Origin of the sequence: Novosphingobium sp. (assembly GCF_036820275.1) — a bacterium.
In the GTDB taxonomy this organism is placed as follows: domain Bacteria; phylum Pseudomonadota; class Alphaproteobacteria; order Sphingomonadales; family Sphingomonadaceae; genus Novosphingobium.
The window spans coordinates 1-21,048 of the sequence record NZ_DAISLT010000017.1 but is presented as its reverse complement, the minus strand read 5'-3'; the positions used below and the strand labels follow the sequence as shown (position 1 = coordinate 21,048).

Annotated in this window: 17 protein-coding genes; 9 read left to right on the top strand and 8 right to left on the bottom strand. The window is 60.2% G+C overall.

What is annotated here, in order from left to right:
- Positions 1 to 22: 22 nt before the first annotated feature.
- The 5 genes from V7066_RS14570 to V7066_RS14550 form a co-directional block, all read right to left on the bottom strand.
- Positions 23 to 769: an SDR family NAD(P)-dependent oxidoreductase gene (locus tag V7066_RS14570; RefSeq protein WP_334183765.1), complete on the bottom strand. Its 747-nt coding sequence runs from the start codon at positions 767 to 769 to the stop codon at positions 23 to 25.
- A 4-nt stretch (positions 770 to 773) separates the two neighbouring features.
- Positions 774 to 2,504 carry a class I adenylate-forming enzyme family protein gene (locus tag V7066_RS14565; RefSeq protein WP_334183764.1) on the bottom strand — a complete coding sequence of 577 codons (1,731 nt, stop codon included), beginning with the start codon at positions 2,502 to 2,504 and terminating at the stop codon, positions 774 to 776.
- Positions 2,505 to 2,514: 10 nt separating this feature from the next.
- The gene (locus tag V7066_RS14560) at positions 2,515 to 3,702 is read right to left on the bottom strand and encodes a MaoC family dehydratase (protein WP_334183763.1); all 1,188 of its coding nucleotides are present in this window, start codon (positions 3,700 to 3,702) and stop codon (positions 2,515 to 2,517) included.
- Between the two features lie 264 nt (positions 3,703 to 3,966).
- On the bottom strand, positions 3,967 to 6,723 hold the full coding sequence (locus V7066_RS14555; RefSeq protein ID WP_334183762.1) for a TonB-dependent receptor domain-containing protein: 2,757 nt from the start codon (positions 6,721 to 6,723) through the stop codon (positions 3,967 to 3,969).
- Positions 6,724 to 6,985: 262 nt separating this feature from the next.
- Complete coding sequence (locus V7066_RS14550) at positions 6,986 to 8,062, bottom strand: AraC family transcriptional regulator (RefSeq protein ID WP_334183761.1); 1,077 nt, start codon at positions 8,060 to 8,062, stop codon at positions 6,986 to 6,988.
- 806 nt (positions 8,063 to 8,868) lie between these two features.
- Between V7066_RS14550 and V7066_RS14545 the strand changes: the two genes are divergently transcribed.
- The 3 genes from V7066_RS14545 to V7066_RS14535 all read left to right on the top strand — a co-directional run bounded on the left by V7066_RS14545 (position 8,869) and on the right by V7066_RS14535 (position 11,092).
- Positions 8,869 to 9,168 (top strand): DUF1330 domain-containing protein, encoded by a 300-nt coding sequence (locus V7066_RS14545; RefSeq protein WP_334183760.1) that lies wholly within the window; start codon positions 8,869 to 8,871, stop codon positions 9,166 to 9,168.
- A 3-nt stretch (positions 9,169 to 9,171) separates the two neighbouring features.
- Positions 9,172 to 10,161 (top strand): zinc-dependent alcohol dehydrogenase family protein, encoded by a 990-nt coding sequence (locus V7066_RS14540; protein WP_334183759.1) that lies wholly within the window; start codon positions 9,172 to 9,174, stop codon positions 10,159 to 10,161.
- 64 nt (positions 10,162 to 10,225) lie between these two features.
- Entirely contained in the window at positions 10,226 to 11,092 is an 867-nt protein-coding gene (locus V7066_RS14535) for an LLM class F420-dependent oxidoreductase (protein ID WP_334183758.1), read from the top strand.
- A gap of 643 nt (positions 11,093 to 11,735) precedes the next feature.
- Here V7066_RS14535 and V7066_RS14530 read toward each other — a convergent pair.
- Together V7066_RS14530 and V7066_RS14525 are read right to left on the bottom strand one after the other, a co-directional pair.
- A complete protein-coding gene (locus V7066_RS14530; RefSeq protein WP_334183757.1) occupies positions 11,736 to 12,368 on the bottom strand; it encodes a TetR/AcrR family transcriptional regulator in 633 nt (210 codons plus the stop codon).
- A gap of 127 nt (positions 12,369 to 12,495) precedes the next feature.
- Positions 12,496 to 13,671 (bottom strand): hypothetical protein, encoded by a 1,176-nt coding sequence (locus V7066_RS14525; RefSeq protein WP_334183756.1) that lies wholly within the window; start codon positions 13,669 to 13,671, stop codon positions 12,496 to 12,498.
- Between the two features lie 306 nt (positions 13,672 to 13,977).
- Between V7066_RS14525 and V7066_RS14520 the strand changes: the two genes are divergently transcribed.
- Together V7066_RS14520 and V7066_RS14515 are read left to right on the top strand one after the other, a co-directional pair.
- Positions 13,978 to 15,171, top strand: a complete 1,194-nt coding sequence (locus V7066_RS14520) for a sulfotransferase family protein (protein WP_334183755.1) — start codon at positions 13,978 to 13,980, stop codon at positions 15,169 to 15,171.
- The gene (locus V7066_RS14515) at positions 15,168 to 16,175 is read left to right on the top strand and encodes an alcohol dehydrogenase catalytic domain-containing protein (RefSeq protein ID WP_334183754.1); all 1,008 of its coding nucleotides are present in this window, start codon (positions 15,168 to 15,170) and stop codon (positions 16,173 to 16,175) included. The genes V7066_RS14520 and V7066_RS14515 overlap by 4 nt, the downstream gene beginning before the upstream one ends.
- A gap of 13 nt (positions 16,176 to 16,188) precedes the next feature.
- On the opposite strand, the gene V7066_RS14510 is transcribed toward V7066_RS14515, so the two are convergent.
- Entirely contained in the window at positions 16,189 to 16,950 is a 762-nt protein-coding gene (locus V7066_RS14510) for a sugar phosphate isomerase/epimerase family protein (RefSeq protein ID WP_334183753.1), read from the bottom strand.
- A gap of 354 nt (positions 16,951 to 17,304) precedes the next feature.
- On the opposite strand from V7066_RS14510, the gene V7066_RS14505 reads away from it, so the two are divergent.
- The 4 genes from V7066_RS14505 to V7066_RS14490 all read left to right on the top strand — a co-directional run bounded on the left by V7066_RS14505 (position 17,305) and on the right by V7066_RS14490 (position 20,770).
- On the top strand, positions 17,305 to 18,621 hold the full coding sequence (locus tag V7066_RS14505; RefSeq protein WP_334183752.1) for an amidohydrolase family protein: 1,317 nt from the start codon (positions 17,305 to 17,307) through the stop codon (positions 18,619 to 18,621).
- 145 nt (positions 18,622 to 18,766) lie between these two features.
- Positions 18,767 to 19,831 carry a Gfo/Idh/MocA family protein gene (locus V7066_RS14500; RefSeq protein ID WP_334183751.1) on the top strand — a complete coding sequence of 355 codons (1,065 nt, stop codon included), beginning with the start codon at positions 18,767 to 18,769 and terminating at the stop codon, positions 19,829 to 19,831.
- A gap of 67 nt (positions 19,832 to 19,898) precedes the next feature.
- Positions 19,899 to 20,177: a helix-turn-helix domain-containing protein gene (locus tag V7066_RS14495; protein WP_334183750.1), complete on the top strand. Its 279-nt coding sequence runs from the start codon at positions 19,899 to 19,901 to the stop codon at positions 20,175 to 20,177.
- Between the two features lie 308 nt (positions 20,178 to 20,485).
- The gene (locus tag V7066_RS14490) at positions 20,486 to 20,770 is read left to right on the top strand and encodes a hypothetical protein (protein WP_334183749.1); all 285 of its coding nucleotides are present in this window, start codon (positions 20,486 to 20,488) and stop codon (positions 20,768 to 20,770) included.
- Positions 20,771 to 21,048 lie beyond the last annotated feature (278 nt).

Below are 21,048 nucleotides of genomic sequence, written 5' to 3'. Positions count from 1 at the left end.
ACCGAGCGCGTTGCCGCATCTGTTAGCTGGGAATCCTGCCCCCGTTGATGCCGATGGTCTGGCCTGTCACATAGCCACTCGTCTCTTGGCAGAGCCAGGAACACGCGTTGGCAATGTCTTCCGGTTCACCCGTGCGGCGAACCGGTATCATCTCCCGAACGGTATCCAGAGGAATTGGGAACTTCGCCTTGTTCGCTTCGGACATAACCGTGTTCATGATGATCCCGGGAGGAATGTTGTTCACGGTAATCCCAAGGGGGCCGAGTTCAGCCGCCAGAGTCCTCGTGAGCGTAATGATCGCTCCCTTGGAGGACGAATAGGGGGCCATGCCAGCGGATCCTGTCTGTGCGCTCGACGACGACATGTTGACGATCCGCCCCCAGCCGGCATCGATCATATCGGGCAGCACCTCCTGGGTGACAATGAAGGTCCCTTTCACATTGACGGTGTAGATTTGATCCCAGCGCTCGTCCGAGATCTCGAGGAACGGCGTCGTGTCGGTTATACCCGCGTTGTTGACCAGCACAGTGATCGGACCAAGCTGCGATCGTATTTGCGCGAGCGCCGCGCCAACTTGCGAACGATCGGCTATGCTTGCCTCCACAGCCACTGCCTGACCGCCTTCGGCGCGGATTTCCGACGCCGTCTCCTGAGCATCCTGGTAAAGGACATCGAGGACGCCAACAGCGAACCCGTCACGCGCCAAGCGTTTTGCGCAGGCCTTGCCAATCCCCGAGGCTGCCCCCGTAACCAATGCAACTCTGGTCATCCGCTTACCCTTTCGACTCGCTTGCATATGTTTCGACCTCAGCGGCGAGCCGCCCAGCGACGAGATTGCGCAGTTCGCCAGTCTTGATCTTCGCCGAGCCGGTTAACTCGACCTCGCCGTCCTCAAGCGTGATGATCCGCCGAGGTACCTTGTAACTGGCCAGAACGGTCCTGAGATGGTTGCGCAGATCTACCTCGTCGGTTTCGGTGCCGGGATGGAAGACGACGCAAGAAACCACCATTTCGCCCAGGGTCTCGTGCGGTACGCCTACCGTCTGACTGAGCTTCACACCCGGCAAGGCGCGTATGGCTTCGTCGATCTCAAGCGGGGAAACATTGGCTCCGCCGGTCTTGATGATGTCGTTCAACCTGCCCTTCCAATGCAAACGGCCCTGCTCATCAATATGGCCGCCATCTCCGGTTCGAAAAAAGCCTTGCTCATCCAGGCTCTCTGCGAACGGCACGCCGAGATAGCCAAGCATGAGCGTTGGGCCCTTTACCGCAATCTCGCCGCTCTCGCCGAGGGGCACGCCAAGGCCGGACAGCGGGTCGACGATTCTAACGATGTTCCCGGGAAGCGGAACACCATGGCTTGCGCCAGCCGCATCATCCGTCGTCATGGCGGGATAGGCGGTACTCAGCGTGAAGGTCTCGGTGTTCCCATAGCAATGCTTGGGTTCGATCCAATCGGTGCTGACGGTCGGGTGAGCAGCCAAGGGGGAGGTCTTGTCAACGTACTTCAACGCGGAGAGATCGACGGCCGCCCAGTTCGCAGATGCGGTGAGTTGTTCCCATTGGTGCGGCCATGCGAACGGAAACGTGACGCCTTCAGCCTCGAACAATTCCAAAGCTTGCGCAGCATGAAACGTGCGCTGCAGGACGAGGGAACCACCCATCGACAAGGTGCCGCCCACGATCATCGCGAAATTGCCGGACCAGAAAAAGCCGTTTGCTGTCCAGCTTCTGACCTCTCCGTTCAGGCCTTGCTGACGCCCCATTCGCCACATCTGTAGCGAGACGCCTTGGTGCGATGACAAGATACCTTTCGGGCGCGCCGTGGAGCCGGACGAGAAAAACAATACGCCTGGATCCGATGGAACTATGGCCTCCGCCCGCTTTGCCAACCTGGCCGGTTCCTCCGTGTTCCCCAGGGCCTCAAAGGCGCTCCAGGACCGCATGGCACCGCGGCCATCCCCGTCCACTTGCGCCAGTTCCCGGAGAAACGGGAAACGCGTCGACGAGAACGATCCCGGGACACCCTTCCCTATCGCGGGATCCAGATCATCCAGGATTTCGGCAAAATCCTTTTTCAATACCCGGCGCTCGAACAGGAGAACCGAAACCGCCGATAATTCCAGCAAGTATCCGAGTTCAGAGGCCGTCGAGAACGTGCTGATCGGGGACGCCACGCCGCCGGCGAGCGCCGTGCCGAACACGGCTGCAAGGAATTCGGGCCGGTTGGCCATCAGGATACCGACCCTCTCCCCTTTCCCGAGCCCGACCGCCATGAGCGATCGGGCTATTCGGCAAGACCGCTCCCACAGATCTTGGTAGCTCCACCGCTCGCACTCCGCTTCCCCTGCGCAATGGACGAGCGCTTCGCGATCTCCAAAGCGCTCCGTGACATCGCGAAGGAAACCACCCAGCGTGAGCGTTCCGAGCCCTTCCTCCAGTTCGAGCGGGAGTCCGCGCGAAATCGACACCGATCGGTCGGTTACGAATTCATGGTACGACACATCCGCGTCCTCAATAGGGCAGTTGCACTTCGTTGACCGACGTGACCACGATCTTGCCTTCCTGATTGGTCATCCGCACTTCCACGCGCACGACCGGGAAGCCCCATTCGGAATTCTCGATTTTCTCGACGACCTCACCCTCGATGTAGGTGACGTCGCCCTCGAAGGCAGGGCCGCGGAACTCGCTCTTGGCGTGCCGCACCATGCCATCGTGACCGGCCCAGAATGCCAGATAGTCGGTGTTCCACGCCGCCATCGTCGCGCCGTAACCATAAGCGCGGTGCATGCCGATCTCGCTGGCACGACCATCGTCGATATGCCCACGCGATGGACCAAGGTAGAGGCCGTCGCGCAGGCGCGGGTCGATCAACGCGCCTTCCTCGTCGAACGAGAACCCCTCGATCCAACCCATGTCCTGATTGACCCAGCAATCGGGCACGCCTTCCACACCCTGCCAGTAGAAGCTGCCCCAGATGTTGAAAATGAAAGCCCGGTATTCGGTGGTGAAGCTGGCGATCGAGTGCGGCCCGATCACGCGGCGGGGCAGTTTGTCACCGACCGACACTTCTTCGAAATGCGGCGACTTGCCGTCGCGGTTGGAAAGGAACCAATCGCGGCGAATTTGGTCGATCTCAGCCAGTTCGGCCGCCGTCCACTTGCGCGGTGCGCCGGCGGTGGAGGCGTACATGCCGCGCTTTTCCGCTTCCTTCGCCAGATAGCGGATCACCGTGGGGCACGACTTGGCAATCAGATCGCCGCGCTGGTTGCGGTGGATGGTGTCGCCTCGCTGGAACAAGGTGGGACCGGCGAACTTGGTGTCGGTCAGCTTGTAGCCGGTGAAGATGCGCTCATGGCTGATCTGGTCGCCGGGACGGACGTGGGCACCATACCACCACCATTCCTCGCCGCCGAAGATCATATGCTGGCCTTCGATCCGGCCGACGCAGGCCTGATTGTTGCCATGCCCGTAATCGAGGGCGACGCAGATCGACTGCGGAGCGATGATGTCGCCGAACTTAGTCTCCTGCGCGAAGCGCTGGTCCCAGTGGAGCGGATTCACATAGTCCATCGCCATGACCCAGCGGCGGATATCGGTCTTGTTGCATGGCTCCCATAGCTCGCCCCCGCCGACGTGGTGGCCCAGGCGCCATTCGACGTCGCTGATATCCATATGCGCCTGACCATCGAATTCCGCCACGCCTCGTCTCCCGCTTTCATTCGCTCAGGGCTCAATGCCGCTGCTTCGGCAACGACTATTGCAGGGAGGCGTACTCACTGACTTGACGGATCCGGACAAATTACAGGTTGAATTAGGCGGCTACAAGACCAGCGGCATTAGCCACGAATGGAACGTCGACGGGATCGAGGAATTTCTCGAAAGCAAGGTTATCGCGATCGGCGTATCTTTACCCAAGCGTAATCGGAAGCGCCCGAGGGGACCCTCGGACGCTTCCCCGCTAGGTCAAAACTTCTTGCTCACGCCCAGTTGGACGATGCGGCCGATGCTGAACGCGCTGCCCTGGGTGGTATCGAAACCCAAACCGGCTGCGGACCGAAATTCGGGCGGCGCCACGTCAAAGAGGTTCTGGACATTCAAGGTGAATGAAAGATCGCTGGCCCAGGCAGACTTCGATTTCACGTCGTATTTGAAGAACAGGTTGATCGCATCGAACGACGAAATCCGTGTTTGCCCGAATTCGACCGTACCGCGCTTGTAGCCCGACGTGTGATTCCAAATCACCTGCGCCCGCAGTCCGCCGATCCGCGTTCCCAATGTACCCTGCAGGCGGAATACCGGATTGTTGAAGGCAAGGTCGTCTGCCAGCGGCAGCGACGGCAGCGCGCGCGATTTTTGTGAAAGTCGATAATTGCCTGAGACGCTCGCATCGAAGGAGGCAAATCGCGTATCGAGCACATAGTTTGCCGAGAAGTCGATCCCGTCGAGCGTCGCCGTGCCAAGGTTTCTTGACCGCGTGTCGAGGGTCACCAGGACTGGTACGCTTGTCCCGCCGGAGGTAATGATCGCCTGGCTGGTCGACGCCGGATTGGCGACCGTGAAGTTGAAATTGGCCGGGTCGAACTGTGTAAGATACTGTGCCAATTGCTGTCCGCTGGGACGGACTGCGTAGAGCTGCGGGAAGTTCGCGTAGTAATCGCTGAGGTCAGCCCCGGTGACCGGCCGCCCGATCGTCCCGCTCAAATCGATATTGTAATAGCTGGCGTTGAGCGTCAGTCCGGGGACGAACGGCGGTTCGATCTCGGCTCCGATAGACCAGTTGGTGGCTTTCTGCGGTTGCAGTCCCGGAGCAGTGCCGGATACGAACAGCCCGATCTCGCCCGGACCAGCGGTGACGCCGGGCGGCGTGCGCAGGAAAGCCGCCGGTACCGTGGCGACAGCCGATGCCAGGACCCCAAGCTGATCCACCGGCGAAGGGGCAGTAAAGGATTTACCCCAGTTGCCTCGGATCGCGATCCACTCGACCGGCCGCAGCGTCGCGGCAAGCTTCGGATTGAAGGTATCGCCGAAGTCGTTGTATTTGTCGTAACGCCCCGATGCCGACAGCGTCAGCTCGTTGATGAACGACATGGCATTGTCGTCGCCGACTATCGGAATCGAAAGCTCGCCGAATACCGAATCAACCTTCTGGACATAGGTGGTCGGATCCTGCTGAGCATAGGTCGACGCATTCGACGTGCGCCGCGTGAAGTTGTCTTGCATATGCTCGTAACCGACAGCGGCGCGCAACGAGCCGCCGGGAAGCGCGAACACCGGTCCATTGACGATCGCCCTGTAATCAAACAGCTCGTTCCGACCGCTACCTGTTGCATAGCGACGTAGTCCTGACACCACATCGGGAGCGGTCGCGGACACATCGTAAGGATTGAGCGTGCCGTTCGCCAGCGCCACCGATTGAGCAGCCGCGCTGACCTGTGCGTTCCTGAAACTGGTTGTCGCGATGCCGTAGCTAAACAGCCCTCTGAACTCCCAATCAGAGCCCAGCTCAACCGAGATCGACGGAGCCACTCGCCAGGTTTCCAGGTTGGTTTTCTGCGTCGCAGACTTCAAACCGAACAACGGACTGTAGTCAAAGCGGACGACTTGCGGCAATCCGGCATTGGCATCGGCGGTCGAACGATAGAATGGCGAGGCCGTAGTTAGTGTCGCCTGCCCGGCTGCCCCTGCACCTAACGCGCCTGTGCCCAACGTTCCCCCGACCTGCTCGATCGCGCGATTGGCGTACAATGCGGTCAGGTCAAAGCGCACGCCGTTCGACAGCCGCTGATTGAGCCTCGCGAATACCGTGTGCAGTGTCGTCGTCGGGTAGATCGCAACGGGATCCGAAAAATCGCATACATTCGGTCCACCGACGACCAACCCGGAGCCGGAGGGAACGTACGATGTCGAGCCGACGGTCACATTGGGTGCGGCGCAGTTGCGACCGGTTGGAACCTTGGTGTTCCAGTCGATCTGCCTCACCCAGTCCCGATCGGCACCATAGACACTGTCATGGTGCGCAAAGCCATAGGCCACGTAAAAGCCGCCCGACCCCCAATCCTTGCCAGCCATCGCGCTGGCCTCGACAGATTGGTAATCCTCGCCGATCCCATATCGGCCATCGACCTGGACCCCGTTGAAACGATCCTTGGTGACGAAATTGATGACGCCGCCGATCGCATCCGAACCATAAACGGCCGAACCGCCGTCCGTCATCGCCTCGACCCGCTGGATCACGCCGGGCGCGATGATATCGGGATCCACGGCCACCTGCTGGATACCGGCGCCAACCACCCGCTGACCATCGAACAGCACCAGCGTTTGCGCGCCCCCGCTCGTATTCGCGCCTGGCAAGTTGCGGAGATTGGGGCGGTTGATCGGATTGCTTGCATTGGCGCCCGGTTGCTGCGAAATCCCGGCCGGGAGCGCATTAAAGAAGTTGCCGACCTGCGGAATCGTGCTGAGTACCTGGCTCGTGGAGGCCGCTCCGGTCGCTGCAATCTGATTGGTGTCGACGTCGATGACGTTGTTACCCGCCGGTGCAATGCCGCGGATTAGTGTCCCGATCACCACAATCGGTTCACTCGTAACCTGATCGGCCGCTGACGGGTTGCCCGACGGTGGCGGAGCATCAGTCTGCGCCAGAGCCGCGGTCGGCACGATTGCGATCGTCGCCACCCCGAACGCAAGCCTCCGGGCTTTGTTCGTGCGCTTATTTGCCATCCATTTCTCCTCCCCTGGTAGAAACTATCTCGCCGGCCTTTGCGACCGATCGAGGCATCGACATTCGACGGTGGAACTGCTTCGTTTTGGCCGGACCTTCAGGTTCGAACGTTCGCTTTGAGCACCGCAACTCGGCGTCGGATCACGTTTTCGATTCCCGCGTGGCGCAATGCAGTCGCTCCACTCCCCCTTTCAATCCTCGGCCGAGCCTTGGTTGTCCGCTGTGCGGATCATATTCCTCTGCGAGCGATCATGCTTCAAACTAGCGGGGTTTGGCTTGACCTATCCGGACAAACTCCGTGCGCAAATGATAGGTATTCTTCAGCTCCGTGGGCGATTTCCCGAACCACCTCCGACAACTCCGCGAGAAGATCGACTGCTCGGCAAACCCCAGCTTCTCGGAGACTTCGCGAAAATCGAGATCGGTTCGTTCGAGATAGTATCGGGTCAATTCTCGGCGAACGCTGTCTTTAATATCCTGAAAGCAAATACCTTCGTCCCGCAGCCGGCGACGCAGTGTACGGGCATTGAGGTTCAATTCGTGCGCAACGCTATCAGTCGAGCTGGCTCCCGTCGCGAGCGAACGAAGAATAAGCCCGCGCACTTCCGCTTCAGCAGGAAGCCGGCATTTTGGGATATGCTCCTCGATGTAGCGGATCATGTCTCGATACACATATTCGTCTTGACTGACGATGCGACCGGCAAGATCCTCCGGGTAGAACGCTATGCCATCGGCGGGCTGCCCGAACAGAACATCACAACCAAAATTGCGGCGATACACAGCTGGTGGAGACACCGGCTCGTGTCGGAAATGGATGCACCGGGCCCTCGAAAACCCGCCCGTCATTTCGTGCGCTTCAAGATGGCCAATGAGCAAGATCTGTTCTATCAGCTGAGCGCGATTGGCAGTGCCGCCCAGCAACAACTCGTGCCCCGCAAATGTCGCCGATCGCTCCGGATCTTCGGAAAGCCAGACGCGGGCTGCGCGGCTGTGCGCTCCGCAATGCTCGCTCGCTGATCGAAGGGCATCGCCGAACGTCCGGGAGTTGCGCATGACTTTGCCAAGAGCACCAAAGACGGCCCCTCCACGCTGACGCATGGCAAGCCGCATGCCAAAATCCGGACACTCGACGGTTCTGGAGGCAGCATCAAGCAACCCGATCGCTTGTCTGTATGTGAGACGTCCCGCTCCTTCCGAGAAGTCCTGTACTGCGATTTCCAACGATTTAAGGAGCAAGGAAAGATCGCCGCCGAGTTCCGAAAGCAGGGTCGTGAAATGACGCAACAGCGGAGCGTTCAATTTCTCAAATGCGGCCTTGCTGGCGGAGGTCCTCGTCATCGATGTCGCTCGCACATCCACAGCTCCTATGACTTGATTCGACTCCTTCCGAAGTCGCATCTGACGAGTGCAAACCCGAAGCAAACCGCCAAAATCCTCGCATTGCCCCCCCTTCCGCGCCTGCGGGGGGAACGGCCATTATGACCGACTTGATCTCATGGTAGGTCTCCCCACTCTCGACCAGCAGCGTCGCGCGTGGATCCCGTTCCAGGTTGACGATCTTCTGGCTCTTGCGAAAGCTGGTGATGACGATGCTCCCTCGTCGTCCATGCCGGAGTTCATGGGAACAGGATGCGGCATTCCATCCGGACCGTTGGCCACAACGATCATTCGTCGCTGAGTATCAAGATAACGCCGAATTTCTTCCTCGGTCATCGCTATAGGACTGCGCCGCGACGCCATCGTGCAATCTCTCCGAATTGACCCGCTACAAGATAATCGTGCCCTCGATATTCGAGGGCCTCAATCGCGAACCGCATACCATCGGCGCTGATCGCCTCCGCGTCGTCGAATCGGCAATATCCGCTCCAAGCGCGGCAATTGACTCAGTCCACGTCAAAGCTGCAACCAACAGTTGCATCTATGAATGGCGCAAAAAAGCTATTTGCGATCCAAAATCAATCGTTTCGCTCTTTCCCATCATCACTGCGATCTCTCGGCCACTGTCCGTGATCTTCGTTGGCCGACACGCAAAAGGCTGATTAAAGGTCTGCCTTCAAATCCTAATAATGTGCAGGAGCAACGAATATAAACCTGGGATAAGGACCACCGGAGGGAACCAACCTTCCGCCAGGAGGGAGAATCCGATGCCTGCTTATATGGTGTTCATCCGCGAGAATCCGGTGCACGACAGCGAGGAAATGGCTGTCTACCAAGCCATGAACCGGGAAAATGTCCCTGCATTCATGCCCTTCAATATCAAGCCGTTGGTGGTATACGGTGCGACAGAGGCCATCGAAGGCGACGCACCGGACGGCATCAACATCCTCGAATTCCCGACGGTCGAGGACGCCAAGGCCTTCTACAACAGTCCCGAATATCAAAGGGCCCTACCGCATCGCGTCAGCGCGGCCGAGTATCGCGCGTTCATCGTGCAGGGCCTCTGAGTAATGCGCCAGCTCCTCGCCAAGCCCGGTGGAGGTATCGGTAGCCTGCGGGTCGGGAATGCTCCGATCCCCACGCCCGGCCCCGGAGAGGCGCTCGTGCGGCTTGTGGCGGCCAGCCTGAACTACCGCGATCTCCTGTGCCTGCGCGGACTGGTGCCGTCTATCAAAGAGCCGGAATATGTCCCTTTGTCAGACGCCGTCGGATATGTGGAGGCAGTTGGCGAAGGTGTAAACCGGGTTGCTCCGGGGATGCGGGTCACACCGCTCTTCTCTCAGGGATGGATAGACGGCTCTCACCCTTCGATGAGCATGCTCGGCGGCCCGGTGGACGGAGTAGCGAGAGAGTTTGCTGTCTTCGAGGCACAAAACCTTTGCATCGTTCCCGATGAAATCGGCGACCTCGAGGCAACCACACTTCCCTGCGCCGGACTGACGGCCTGGAGCGCTGTATTCGGGCCGCGGCCGATTCAGCCCGGCGAATGGGTCCTGGTACAAGGGACCGGGGGCGTGTCCTTAGCCGCTATGCAATGGGCTAAAGCGGGCGGAGCAAACGTGGTGGTAACCTCGTCCTGCGATGCGAAGCTCGCAAGAGCCCGTTTCCTCGGCGCGGACCTCGAGATCAATTATCGCCGATACCCGCATTGGGCGGGCGAAGCGCGCAGAAGGCTCGATAGCAAGGGCGTCGACATCGTCGTCGATGTTGTCGGGATGTCCCAGATCGACCAATGCCTTGAACTGCTCAATCCGGGCGGCGTAGTGGCCGCCATCGGCCGGCTCGAAGGCGAAACGACCCAGGACATCGCCTCCGATGGATCGATTGCCCGGATTGTGGTGGGCAATCGCTGCCAGCACGAAGCCATGCTCGCCTTCGCCGCACGCCAGAACGTACGGCCGGTGGTCGATCGCGTCTTTGATTTCGAGCGCGCGGCACAGGCGTTTCAAACGCTCGAGTCCGGGAACTTTCTCGGCAAGATCGTTCTCAATCTTGCCTGAATACAAACGGACAAAGGTAGGCTTAGGGAAGAGGCCCGAGCCCTATTAAGTCAGGACTTGCCCTGTGAAGATCGGTGTCAGTTATCCAGTGACCGAAGTGGCGGGCAGCGCCGCGTCAATTCGCAAATTCGTGTCGGCCATCGATGAGCTCGGCTTCGATCACATGATGACGCCGGACCACGTCATCAAATGCCCCCACGACGGCCGTGAGCCGAAGCTGGCAGGTCCCTACACGGAGAAGCATCCGTTCCACGATCCTTTCGTTCTATTTGCGTTTGCGGCAGCGCTCAGCGACCGGCTCGAGTTCGCCACCGGCGTGCTGATACTGCCCCAGCGTCAAACTGCGCTTGTCGCGCAGCAGGCAGCGGATGTCGATCTTCTGTCGAACGAGCGCTTGCGCCTCTGCGTCGGAATTGGCTGGAACCACGTCGAATTTGCCGCTCTCGGACAGGATTTCCGGACCCGTGGCAAGCGGGTCGAAGAGCAGATCGGCCTGTTGCGGGAATTGTGGACCAACCCAATAGTCACGTTCGATGGCCGCTTCGATAAGATCGACCGGGCGGGCATCAATCCGCGTCCGCGCCGCATGATACCTCTGTGGGTCGGCGGCCACTCCGACGCCGCCTATGAGCGCGCGGCGCGGATCGCAGACGGCTTTCTGTTCGCCAGCACGGCTGAAGGCGCTGTCGAAGGATGGTGCCAGGTCCGTCAGCACCTCGAGGCGAACGGACGCGCGGACGATCCGTTTGGAAAGGACTTGCTCGCACAGTTCGCGCGTGGGCCAGAGCAAGCGGCCGATACTCTCAAGGCGTGGCGCGAGGCAGGCGGCACCCATGGCTCCTTCCCGACAACCGATCAGGGTTTGGGCGCGGATATCGACGCCCACATCGCTTACGCGGCGAGAGTTAAAACCCTTGTCGATGCGGGCTGACTGTTGGCAGGCTGACACCCCTTCGGCAGGTTCACGTAAAATCTCACGCACATTGCCACTGCGCAACAGTGTGAACGTGCAGCGCGCAGCATTCGACGCCGCGCACCGGAACCAGGACGGGGAAACCCGTGAGTACAGGATTTGAGCATTTCGACATCGGTGCACGCGACGCACAAGTTGCGAGGAGTCCAAGAACAGCTCCTATGACTGCTGACGAATTCACGGACGAAGCGCGACAGCTGGTCGAGGAGGCTTTTCGCACGTCGATGCTGTCAACAATTCCGACTTAACCCGACTTTTTTGCGATCATGTTCAAGCACCCCGAGCTCCCCCGGACCGAGATCCGGACAAGCATCGAACTCGGCACGAAGGGATACATCTCGCCACGCGAGAGAGAACTTGTCGTCTTGCGCGTTGCTTGGCGATCGCGGCCCCCGCTCGAGTGGGGTGAGCATGTCGTCCACGCCAAGAAATGTGGCGTTTCGAAGGAAGAAGTCGAACGTATCACGCACGGTTCCGTGAAGCGGGTACGGGCACGGCGCACGCGATGCCACCGTGACGCAACCGCTGGCTTCGATTGCGGCATCACCCATGAACTGCGGACAAATGCGCTTCAACTGGCGCCGCGCGGGAACCAAGCGCATCACACGGGACCGGAATAGATTCCATCCATCACGAACCTGGTGGTTGCCTGCCGCAGAACTTCCTCGTCGGCCATGCCTTCCGGGTAGAGCCAGTCCTTGAACAACACGCAGCCGAGCAGAGAGGCGAAGCTGATACGAACCATGAGTTCCGGCGGCAGCTTATCCGCCCCTCCGGTGCGCTCGCGCACGACCTCCGCGCCGCGTGAGAAATAATCGTGAAGAGCGTCGATTCCCGCCATACCCTGCACTTCACCCCGCTTTCCCGTTTCCGCCATTATCAGCGACAGAAACATGCGCTGGTGCGCGGAGATGAAATCCTGCAGTTCCTCGATATAGGACCGGGCATGGCCCTCCAGTGAAGCCTCGTCCCCCATATCCGCGAAGGCCTGTGACATGAAGTTCTTGAGATGATTATCCAGAGGTTGCTGGATGGCCTCGCGGAACAGTTCCGCCTTCGAGCTGAAATAGCGGAATATCTGGGTTTCGGTGGTCTTGGCGCCGGCGGCAATGGCCGCAGTGGTTGCGCCGGAGAACCCATAACGCGAATATTCCGCTTCCGCCGCGCGCAGGATTTCCTCGCGAACCTGCTCGGTAGAGCGCCTGGAGCGCGGTTTGTTGTTCTGCTCGCCCAATATCGTCTCCGAACGCAGTCCGACCTTTCAGGCCAGCATGACCTGCTCAAGTCCGTCCGGCCGTCCTACCGCCTCCGGCAACGATTTACCACTCACCGAAGCCACAAGGGCTTCGCCTCGATCCAGCTCACCAGCGGCGACGTCGCTGACAGGCTCGCACCCGACGGGCGATTTCCTCCCGCCGCTCGGCGGGCGTGACCTGAGGCGTATCAGGTGGCAGATGATCGCGCAGTTCCGCCAGCTTGACACGCCTGATGGTCGGCACGGGCTCGGAACTGCAGTCATACCAGCGACCGTAGATTCCCCCTTCCCTATAGCCGGCGGGATCGAGCCAGTTCGGAACACCGGGATCGTCTAGCGAAATGACCGCGCGAAACCGTCCATCGGAGGAAAGCCGGGCCATGGCGCCATTGGTACTCGACAGGCGGTAGACATACTCCAGCGCGTTGAAGAGAGGATCGTTCAACTGGATGTTCCAGTAGGGCGCCTTTTCCGGGATCTCGGTTTCGATGATCAGGGCCTCGTCTTCCGCGAACTGGAAACACGCGGGCCAATAGACCTGCTTCACCAGCGCACCGGGCATACGCACCGGCTCGAACACATTGAATCCCACGCGATCCTTCACACCGTTCTGCATCGGATAGTAGAGGTCGGTCTTGCGAGCGGGAAAGCGCGCCATCTCGGCAATCCTGGCGAGAATATCGTCCGGAGAAAGCCTGGGCTTGAGTGGAACGCGATCGAGGCATTCGATCGAAAGTTGCGGATCGGTCTCGTTTTCCCAGTCGTACATCCGGTAGCGCAAGTACATTCCCCGCGCTTCGGGATCGATCGGTGCCCAATGCCCGACATGCCCCTCCGGCCGTGCCGCGCTGAAAAGGATCTCGAAGTCCTCCCCCAGGCCGATGCCGAGATCGTCGCAGTCCACCTCGTTGTGCCCGTTCGGCCTCGGCATCTCGTCCACCGTGCCCGAAAGCGCTTTCTGCGTCGTGAAAGACAGGATCCTGCATGTCCCCCGGTTGCCGAAAACACGATAGCTGAGGTCGCCGCGGATGGGCGACTGCACGTAGATATCATCGGGATTGGGCTGGAGGGTAAAAACCGGATTCCACAGGGGCGCCCAGTCGGGATGCTCGGCGTCGGCGTGAAAATACATGAAATAGGCGTAAGAGAGGCTGGTCATCGTCTGCCGATAGACTTCCGCCTTATAGGCCGGATCCTCCGGCCGCCATGTATTCGCCAGTTGCCGCGCCGCCTCTTCCAGAGGCGCGAGATAGCTTGCAAGCGGTTCTATCGAAGGATCCATGGCTACCTCTCACGTGTTCTGCGCGCATGGAAAGCGGCGCCATATGCATACTTTTGGACGGGGGGCCGGTTGTCCGGTGCCATCGAAACCGCGATAGAGCGGTCGCATTAATTGACAGCATGCACTATCTTCATTCGATGCCGCAAGGCCTCTCTTCAATCCCTTCCTTGCATCGCCGAGAGGATATGCATCGGATCGGCATTAGACAGCCTTGACTGTCTAAAAGCGTCGTTCAGTGTTTGCATGCATGCGGTCGCCCGAAAGGCAGCCACCCGCGTCACGTTTCCCGGCTAGGATACCATCAAGATGGATACGAGCTACAATCCCCCCAATGCCTTTCGTCATGCCGGCGACGCCTTGCACGAGCTTGTCGCAAAGGAGATCGGAAGCAGCGATTTCGGACCTGACGACTACCTGCCGGGGCTCGACGCCTACCTTCATGCGATGGATTACGACCCCCGCTTTCACGAGCAGGGCCGGCGCGCGGCCTGGGGACAGATCATAGGCGTATTGCGCGGACGAGCGCATGCCTATCTCGCCATGAAGCAAAACCCCGGCTTCGATCGTCACCCCGTCGTCAGCCCCGTCGTGATCACCGGCGTTCCGCGAACGGGAACCACCGCCCTGCACCGGCTCATGGCGTTGGATCAGCGTTTTCAGGGGCTCCAGACGTGGCTTCTGGATGCTCCGATGCCGCGGCCGCCGATCGATACCTGGGCCGACTACCCGCAGTTTCGCAAGACGATGGCCGCCATCGATGCCCAACATGCAGCGGTTCCCGGCCACCGGGCTGCCCACTATCGCGCGGCTGAGGAAGTTCACGAGTGCTGCATGGTGCTCTGGCACGGGTTCACCTCGAACATCCTCGCCTGCTCGGGGCCTTCCGCGCAAACTTACGACGCCTGGTGGCGAAGCCAGTCGGAAGCTGCATCCTACGATCATTTGCGCGCCTGCATCCAACTGATCGGCAGTAACGAGCCGGACAAGCGATGGCTTCTCAAGAACCCGGGGCACATCGAAAACCTCGACCTGCTCTTCGCCGTATTCCCTGACGCCAAGGTCATCCAGACCCACCGCGACCCCGGCAAGGCGATCCCCTCGCTCGTCTCGCTGATGAGGAACCTCCATCCCCTGTTCGAGGAAGGCCGGCTTCAGGAACGATCCGAAAACATGCTCATCCGCGAAGTGGCGAAGTGGTCCGAGGCGGTGGAAAAGGCCGAGCGGGTGCGCGCACGCCACGCGGGACAGGTCCTCGACGTCGTCCATGCCGATTTCCATGCCGATCCCATGGCCGTCCTCGAACGCATCTACACCTTCATCGACATGGACATTCCCGATGCGCTCATACCGGGCTTCGAGCAACGCATCGCCGAGAAGCCCGAACTCTCGCGCGGTGCCCACCGGTACGACATCGCCGATTTCGGCATGACGGCAGACCAGGCACGCGAACCGTTCCGGGCCTACATAGACCGTTACGACCTTCTGGAGAAAAGCCGGTGAAAGCAGCGATCTACCCCGGTCACGGGCAGCCCGTGACCATCGAGACCGTTCCCGAGCCGCGCCCTGCCGCCGGCGAGGTGCTCATACGCGTCTCCCGTTGCGGAATCTGCGGAACCGACCTTTCGATGACGCGGGGCGGAATGTGGGATTACGGGGCGAACGTGCAGTTCGGTCACGAGTACGCAGGCGAGATCGTGGAACTGGGCACCGGCGTGGACACCTTGCGGGTGGGAGACAGGATTTCCGTCATCCCCTCGGTCGCTTGCGGGGCATGCCGGACGTGCCGGTCGCATGGCAACAACGTGCTGTGCGAGGACAAGGCCGGCTCCGCCATGTTCGGTTTCTCGGAGTTCGCGGCCATTCCGCAAAGCGTGGCGACGCCGCTGCCCTCGGTGCTCTCCATGGCGGACGGGGCACTGATCGAACCCCTGGCCATCAGTCTCTATGGCGTGCAACTCGCCGCGATCCGGCCCGGGGACAGCGTGCTCGTCCTGGGCGCCGGCACCGTCGCGCTTTACGCGATCTACTGGGCGCGCAGGCTGGGCGCTGGACGAATTACGGTGATGTCACGTTCGCCCAGGCGCGAAGCGCTGGTGCGTCAGATGGGAGCGAACAGCTTCATCCCTTATGGAGAGAACGAAATCGGCGAAGTCGTCGAAGCCCTGGGCGAAGCACCCGGCATCGTGCTGGAATGCGTGGGAGCCGAAGGCATGCTGATGAAGGCGCTCAATCACGTCGCGCCGTTCGGCCGGATCGTCAGCCTTGGCTTCTGCACGTCGCCGGATGCCGTGATACCGGCGATCGCTTCGTACAAGTGCGCCTCGATGCACTTCTCCGTCGGCTACTCGATGAGGGAATTTCACTACATCGCCGACCAGATGGACAAGGGCCATGTCGATCCGAAGGCGATCATCTCCAGCACGATTTCCCTGGACCGCCTGCCGGAAACCATGGCCATGCTGCGCGCGCCTAACGAGGAGACCAAGGTCCACGTCGCATTCTGAGGCGCGTCGTCGATTATCCGGTGAAATCCTGGCCCAAAAACCGACGGGTCGCCGAAAGGCAGCGCGCCATTCGGGCCTCCAGCGAAACGCCCGCCAGCGCCGCCGACCGTTGCGGAACTTCAACCCCGACGACCAGGTTGCCCGGTAGCTCCGCCAATATTTCCGCCAGGGGAAGCTCTCCTTCGCCCGGAGCCATCCTCTCGCACACCGCCTCTTCCATGTAGTCGGGAATGATCGCCTCGCGGGGAGCATCGGAAATCTGGATATAGCCGATCGCATTCGGATCGACATGGTCGATATCTTCCGGCCGCCCACCCGTGCGGCAGAAATGCATGGTATCGAACATCATCCGGCAATCGCTGCGGCCGACATGCTCGATGGCCTGCAAGGCGATATCGATATTGCGGATCGGAAAGATCGGCACGAACTCGATCAGGGTTTCGATATCGAAGGAGCCTGCCAGCTCCGCCAGAAGCGCCAGTTGGTCGAATGTCCTTGAGAGGTCGGGATCCAGGCTCACGACATTGATTCTGGCAATTGCCAGTTCGCTCATGATCTCGAGATCGCGTACATGCGCCTCTCGCACGTCGCGCCCCGGAACGATGGCGATGCCTTCTCCCGAAGCGATGCTTATGCCGGTATCATCCAGGACGGAGAGTAAATCGCTGCGCAATGCAGCATCGCTTCGCAGCGAAAAATGCGGATGCCCTTCCACGCTTTTGCGGGAAGGCTCCAGAACGGTGGTGACATGCCGATAGCCCAGCCGCGCCGCCAAGCGAACCGACTCGATGGGCGGTAATCCCAGAGTGCTCGCGGATTCGAGGCTTATGGGTCTCATGCCGGTCCCTTTCACGACAGCACTCGATCCTGATCGATAACCATCGCCGAGCCAATATGATAGCAGTTACTGCCTTCGTAAGCACACCGAATGACCGCGAACCCCGATGGGGTAAAGCGACCCGCCAACCTCAGCGATAATATCGCCAGAGCGAATAGCGCGACATGATGCCATCGGCTCGCACGCGACACTCGACAGTGTTCGCTTTCTTGTGGACTATCGATACCAAGCGTCAGGCTGCCAGCGCCGCGCAAGCCATGACAGCAACCAGAGAGCAGGATGCTGCAAAAAATGCATATGAACGATATGGTCCTCATCAGCGTGGACGATCACATCTGTGAGCCGCCCACGATGTTCGACAATCAGCTTTCGGGCGACCTTCTCGCGTCCGCGCCGAAATTGCGCGTCGACAGGAACGGCAAGAATTTCTGGGAGTATCAGGGCCGCCTGAAAGGCTCCGTAGGCCTAAACGCGGTAGTCGGCAGGCCGTTCGAGGAATACGGCATGGAGCCGACCTCGCTGGATCAGCTTCGCGACGGCTGCTACGATGTGCATGCCCGTATCGACGACATGGACGTGAACGGCATTGCCGCTTCGATGTGCTTCGGCAACTCCATCGTCTTCGATGGACAGACCTTCCACCAGGCGCCCGACAAGAACCTCGCCCTGCGACACATGCAGGCCGCGAACGATTGGCACTACGAAGAATGGTGCATGGCCTATCCGGGCCGGTTCATACCTCTCGGCGTCTTGCCCACTTGGGACATGGATGCCACCGTTGCAGAAATCCATCGGCTCGCGAAGAAGGGATTCCGCGCCGTCCAGATGAACGAAAATCCGACGGTGCAGGGGCTTCCCAGCATCCACAACGATTACTGGGATCCCTTCTTCAAGGCGATCGCCGATACCGACACCACCGTCGCACTGCACATCGGCAGCGGCAATCCCGCACCGCATGCCTCGATGGAAACCCCGATCGAGGCATGGATCTCGACGATGCCGCTCTCGGTGGCCCAGGGCGTTGCCGATTGGCTGCAACTCGAAGAACTTCATGCCTATCCCGAAATGCGCATCGCTATCTCGGAAGGCAGCATCGGGTGGGTACCCTATTTCATGGAACGTGCCGACTTCTCGAACTGGCGTCACAAGGCCTGGACGCATTCCCGCTTCCAGGAGATCAAGCCAAGCGACCTGTTCAGGCGTCATTTCCTCAACTGCTTCGTCGATGACCGCTTCGGCCTTCGCCATATCGAGGAGATCGGCGAAGACAACGTCGCCTACGAATGCGATTATCCCCACTCGGACACGCTCTGGCCCGAAGTGCCCGAATATCTCTGGGATTCGGTCAAGCACCTGACCGATGAGCAGATAAACAAGGTCACTTACCGCAATGCCCTTCGCTGGTTCCGCTTCGACGACTTCCTCCAGCACAACCGGTTGGAGGACATGACCGTGGGCGCTTGCCGTGCCCGCGCCGCCGCCAAGGCGGTGGACGTCAGCCCGAAGTCTTCGGGCGGCGCGCGGCCATTCGAAGGCGGCCTGCCCCGCCCGGTCACTTCCGGCGACGTGATGACCATGTTCAAGGAGCACGCCGAAGCGCGGGCATAGGCCCTCGCGTTTCATAAGGCATTGCAATGGCGGATCCGACCGGAACACAGATCTGCGGGCGGCTTTCGCAAACGGTAAGCCTGGACGGAATTGACGCGCATCGGAACAGCCGGCGCGCAGCGGTCTCCACGGCGGAAAGACTTCTATGAAAACCATATCAGCTATCGTCGTCGGGACCGGATTCGGCAGCCGCGTTCATGTTCCGGCGCTGCGTGCCGCAGGCTTCGAAGTGGTGGCGCTGGTCGGGCGCAACGAGGAAAAACTCGCACGCAAGGCCGCGGACAACGCCATACCGGATCACTTCACGGATCTTGGCGAAGCCATTTCCGCAACTGGCGCCGAACTGGTCACGATCGCCACCACACCGGATACCCACGCGCCGCTCGCTCACCAGGCTATCGAACGGGGCTGCCACGTCCTTTGCGAGAAGCCTTACGCCTTCGACGCCGCGGAAGGTGAAGCGCTCGTTGCCGCTGCCGAACGGAAACGTATCGTGCATATGGTGGCGCACGAGTTCCGTTGGTTACCGGAGCGCGCGCTATTCGGCCGGGCCATTCGCGAAGGCCTGATCGGCGAGCCACGCTTTCTGGCGATGGATCAATTCATTCCCTTCTGCGCCGATCCATCCACTCGACTGCCGTCCTGGTGGTTCGAGAAAGGCGCCGGGGGTGGCTGGCTCGGGGCGGGCGGATCGCATCAGATCGATCAAATCTGCGATTGGTTCGGCGATTTCCGTTCCCTGAGCGCCAATCTGTTTACCGTGTCCGACCGCCCGGAAGGCGCCGAGGATTCCTACTCGATGCGTTTCGTCATGAAGAACGGCATGGAGGGCTCGCTGCAACAGTCCGCCGGCGCCTGGGGCCCGCCCGCAAGTCTATGCCGATGCGCGGGCACCAAAGGCTCCGTGTGGCTCGATGGCGACAAAGTCTTCCTGGCCGATAGCACCGGCACGCGCCAGCTGGAAGTTCCGCCGGAACTGGAACTCCCCAAGCCGCCCCTTACCGATGATCCCGCAGTGGCCAAACGTCTCGCCCAGTTCGAGCTGGGACCGTTCACACGGCTCGCGGAGACCATGAAGGATCTAATAGAAGGTCGCCCCGCGCAAGACTGCGTGACCCCACCGACATTTCACGACGGCCTGGCCTGCACGAAGATCATGGATGCCATGCGCAGTTCCGCAGCACAGGGAGGTGCATTGCTGACACTGTAAGAACCACGCCTGCGGCAGGGGTGGAGTGGCCCCTGGGATATGACAGGTGGCACCATAATGATTGACCGTGGGTTTGGCTTTTGGAGAAAAGCCAACGCGACACCGTTCCCGCGGCATCGAGTTCAAACGCCAGGCCGTTCAGGAGTATCTGAGCGGCGAAACATTGCATGGGCTGGCCAAGCGTCATGACGTTTCTCGCCAATTGATCCGGGTCTGGATCGAGAAGTACGAGGCGGGCGAGTTAAACGATGACGCACAAGCGGCTGTCTCATCCAGCAGTATGAGGCCCGCATCGCCGCGCTGGAACGCCTGGTCGGCAAGGAGGCCCTCGAACTTGAGTTTCTAAAGGTGACTCTGCAAAGCGCACCGCGGCCGAGAAACGGGACTACATCCGTCATCACCGGTCCTTTGTCCCCTCCGTCTTCCAGCGTTGCAGACTGATGGGTATCGCACGTTCATGGGCGGGTGAAGCGGGTTGACGAAGCTGATCGGCTGACCGCAGATCATGGCGATCTGCACGGCATCTGCGCAAATCCTAAGCAGCATCAAGCGTTTGATGCGCGAACACAGCCTTCAACCGCGGAGGCGGCGGAGACATGTCGCAACGACTGACAGTGATCACGATCTGGCGATGCGCACCATTATCGCGAGCAGTTGAACAACCTGACCAAAGCGCTCTTGGAGGGAGATGAGATCAATCGGCTCAATGCCGAAGAAATAATCCGCTCACGGATCGACCAGATCGTCGTGACGCCGGAAGGACAAGAGCTGGTGGTGGAGGTCCACGGCGATCTTGTTGGAATTCTGACGATCGCATCTGACCGCGCGAAGCGCACCAAAAAGGCGGGATCGAAGCATAAAGCCGAAGAATGTCAGTTAGGACTGGTTGCGGGGGCTGGATTTGGCCGATCACAACACTCGCTTACTGCTGTGATCTAACCGTCTTGGGCCGCATTGAGACCAGCCGCTACAGCGTATTGGTTGGAGAAGCGGGATGTCCCCTATGTGGAGGATGCCATGTCCCCTCGAACGCTAAAAAGGCGCGCCGAGATCACCCAGCCGCTCTCAATGCGACAATCAACCTGGCAGGTTCTGCAAGAGAAAATCGGCGCGTACGGTCACGGTATCTAGGGGCAACGTAATTGGTTCGTATTGAACCGCTCCGGGATTGCCGGAGGCCAGTTTTCTTAAATTAGGCAGCCAGTGGGACGTCGTCC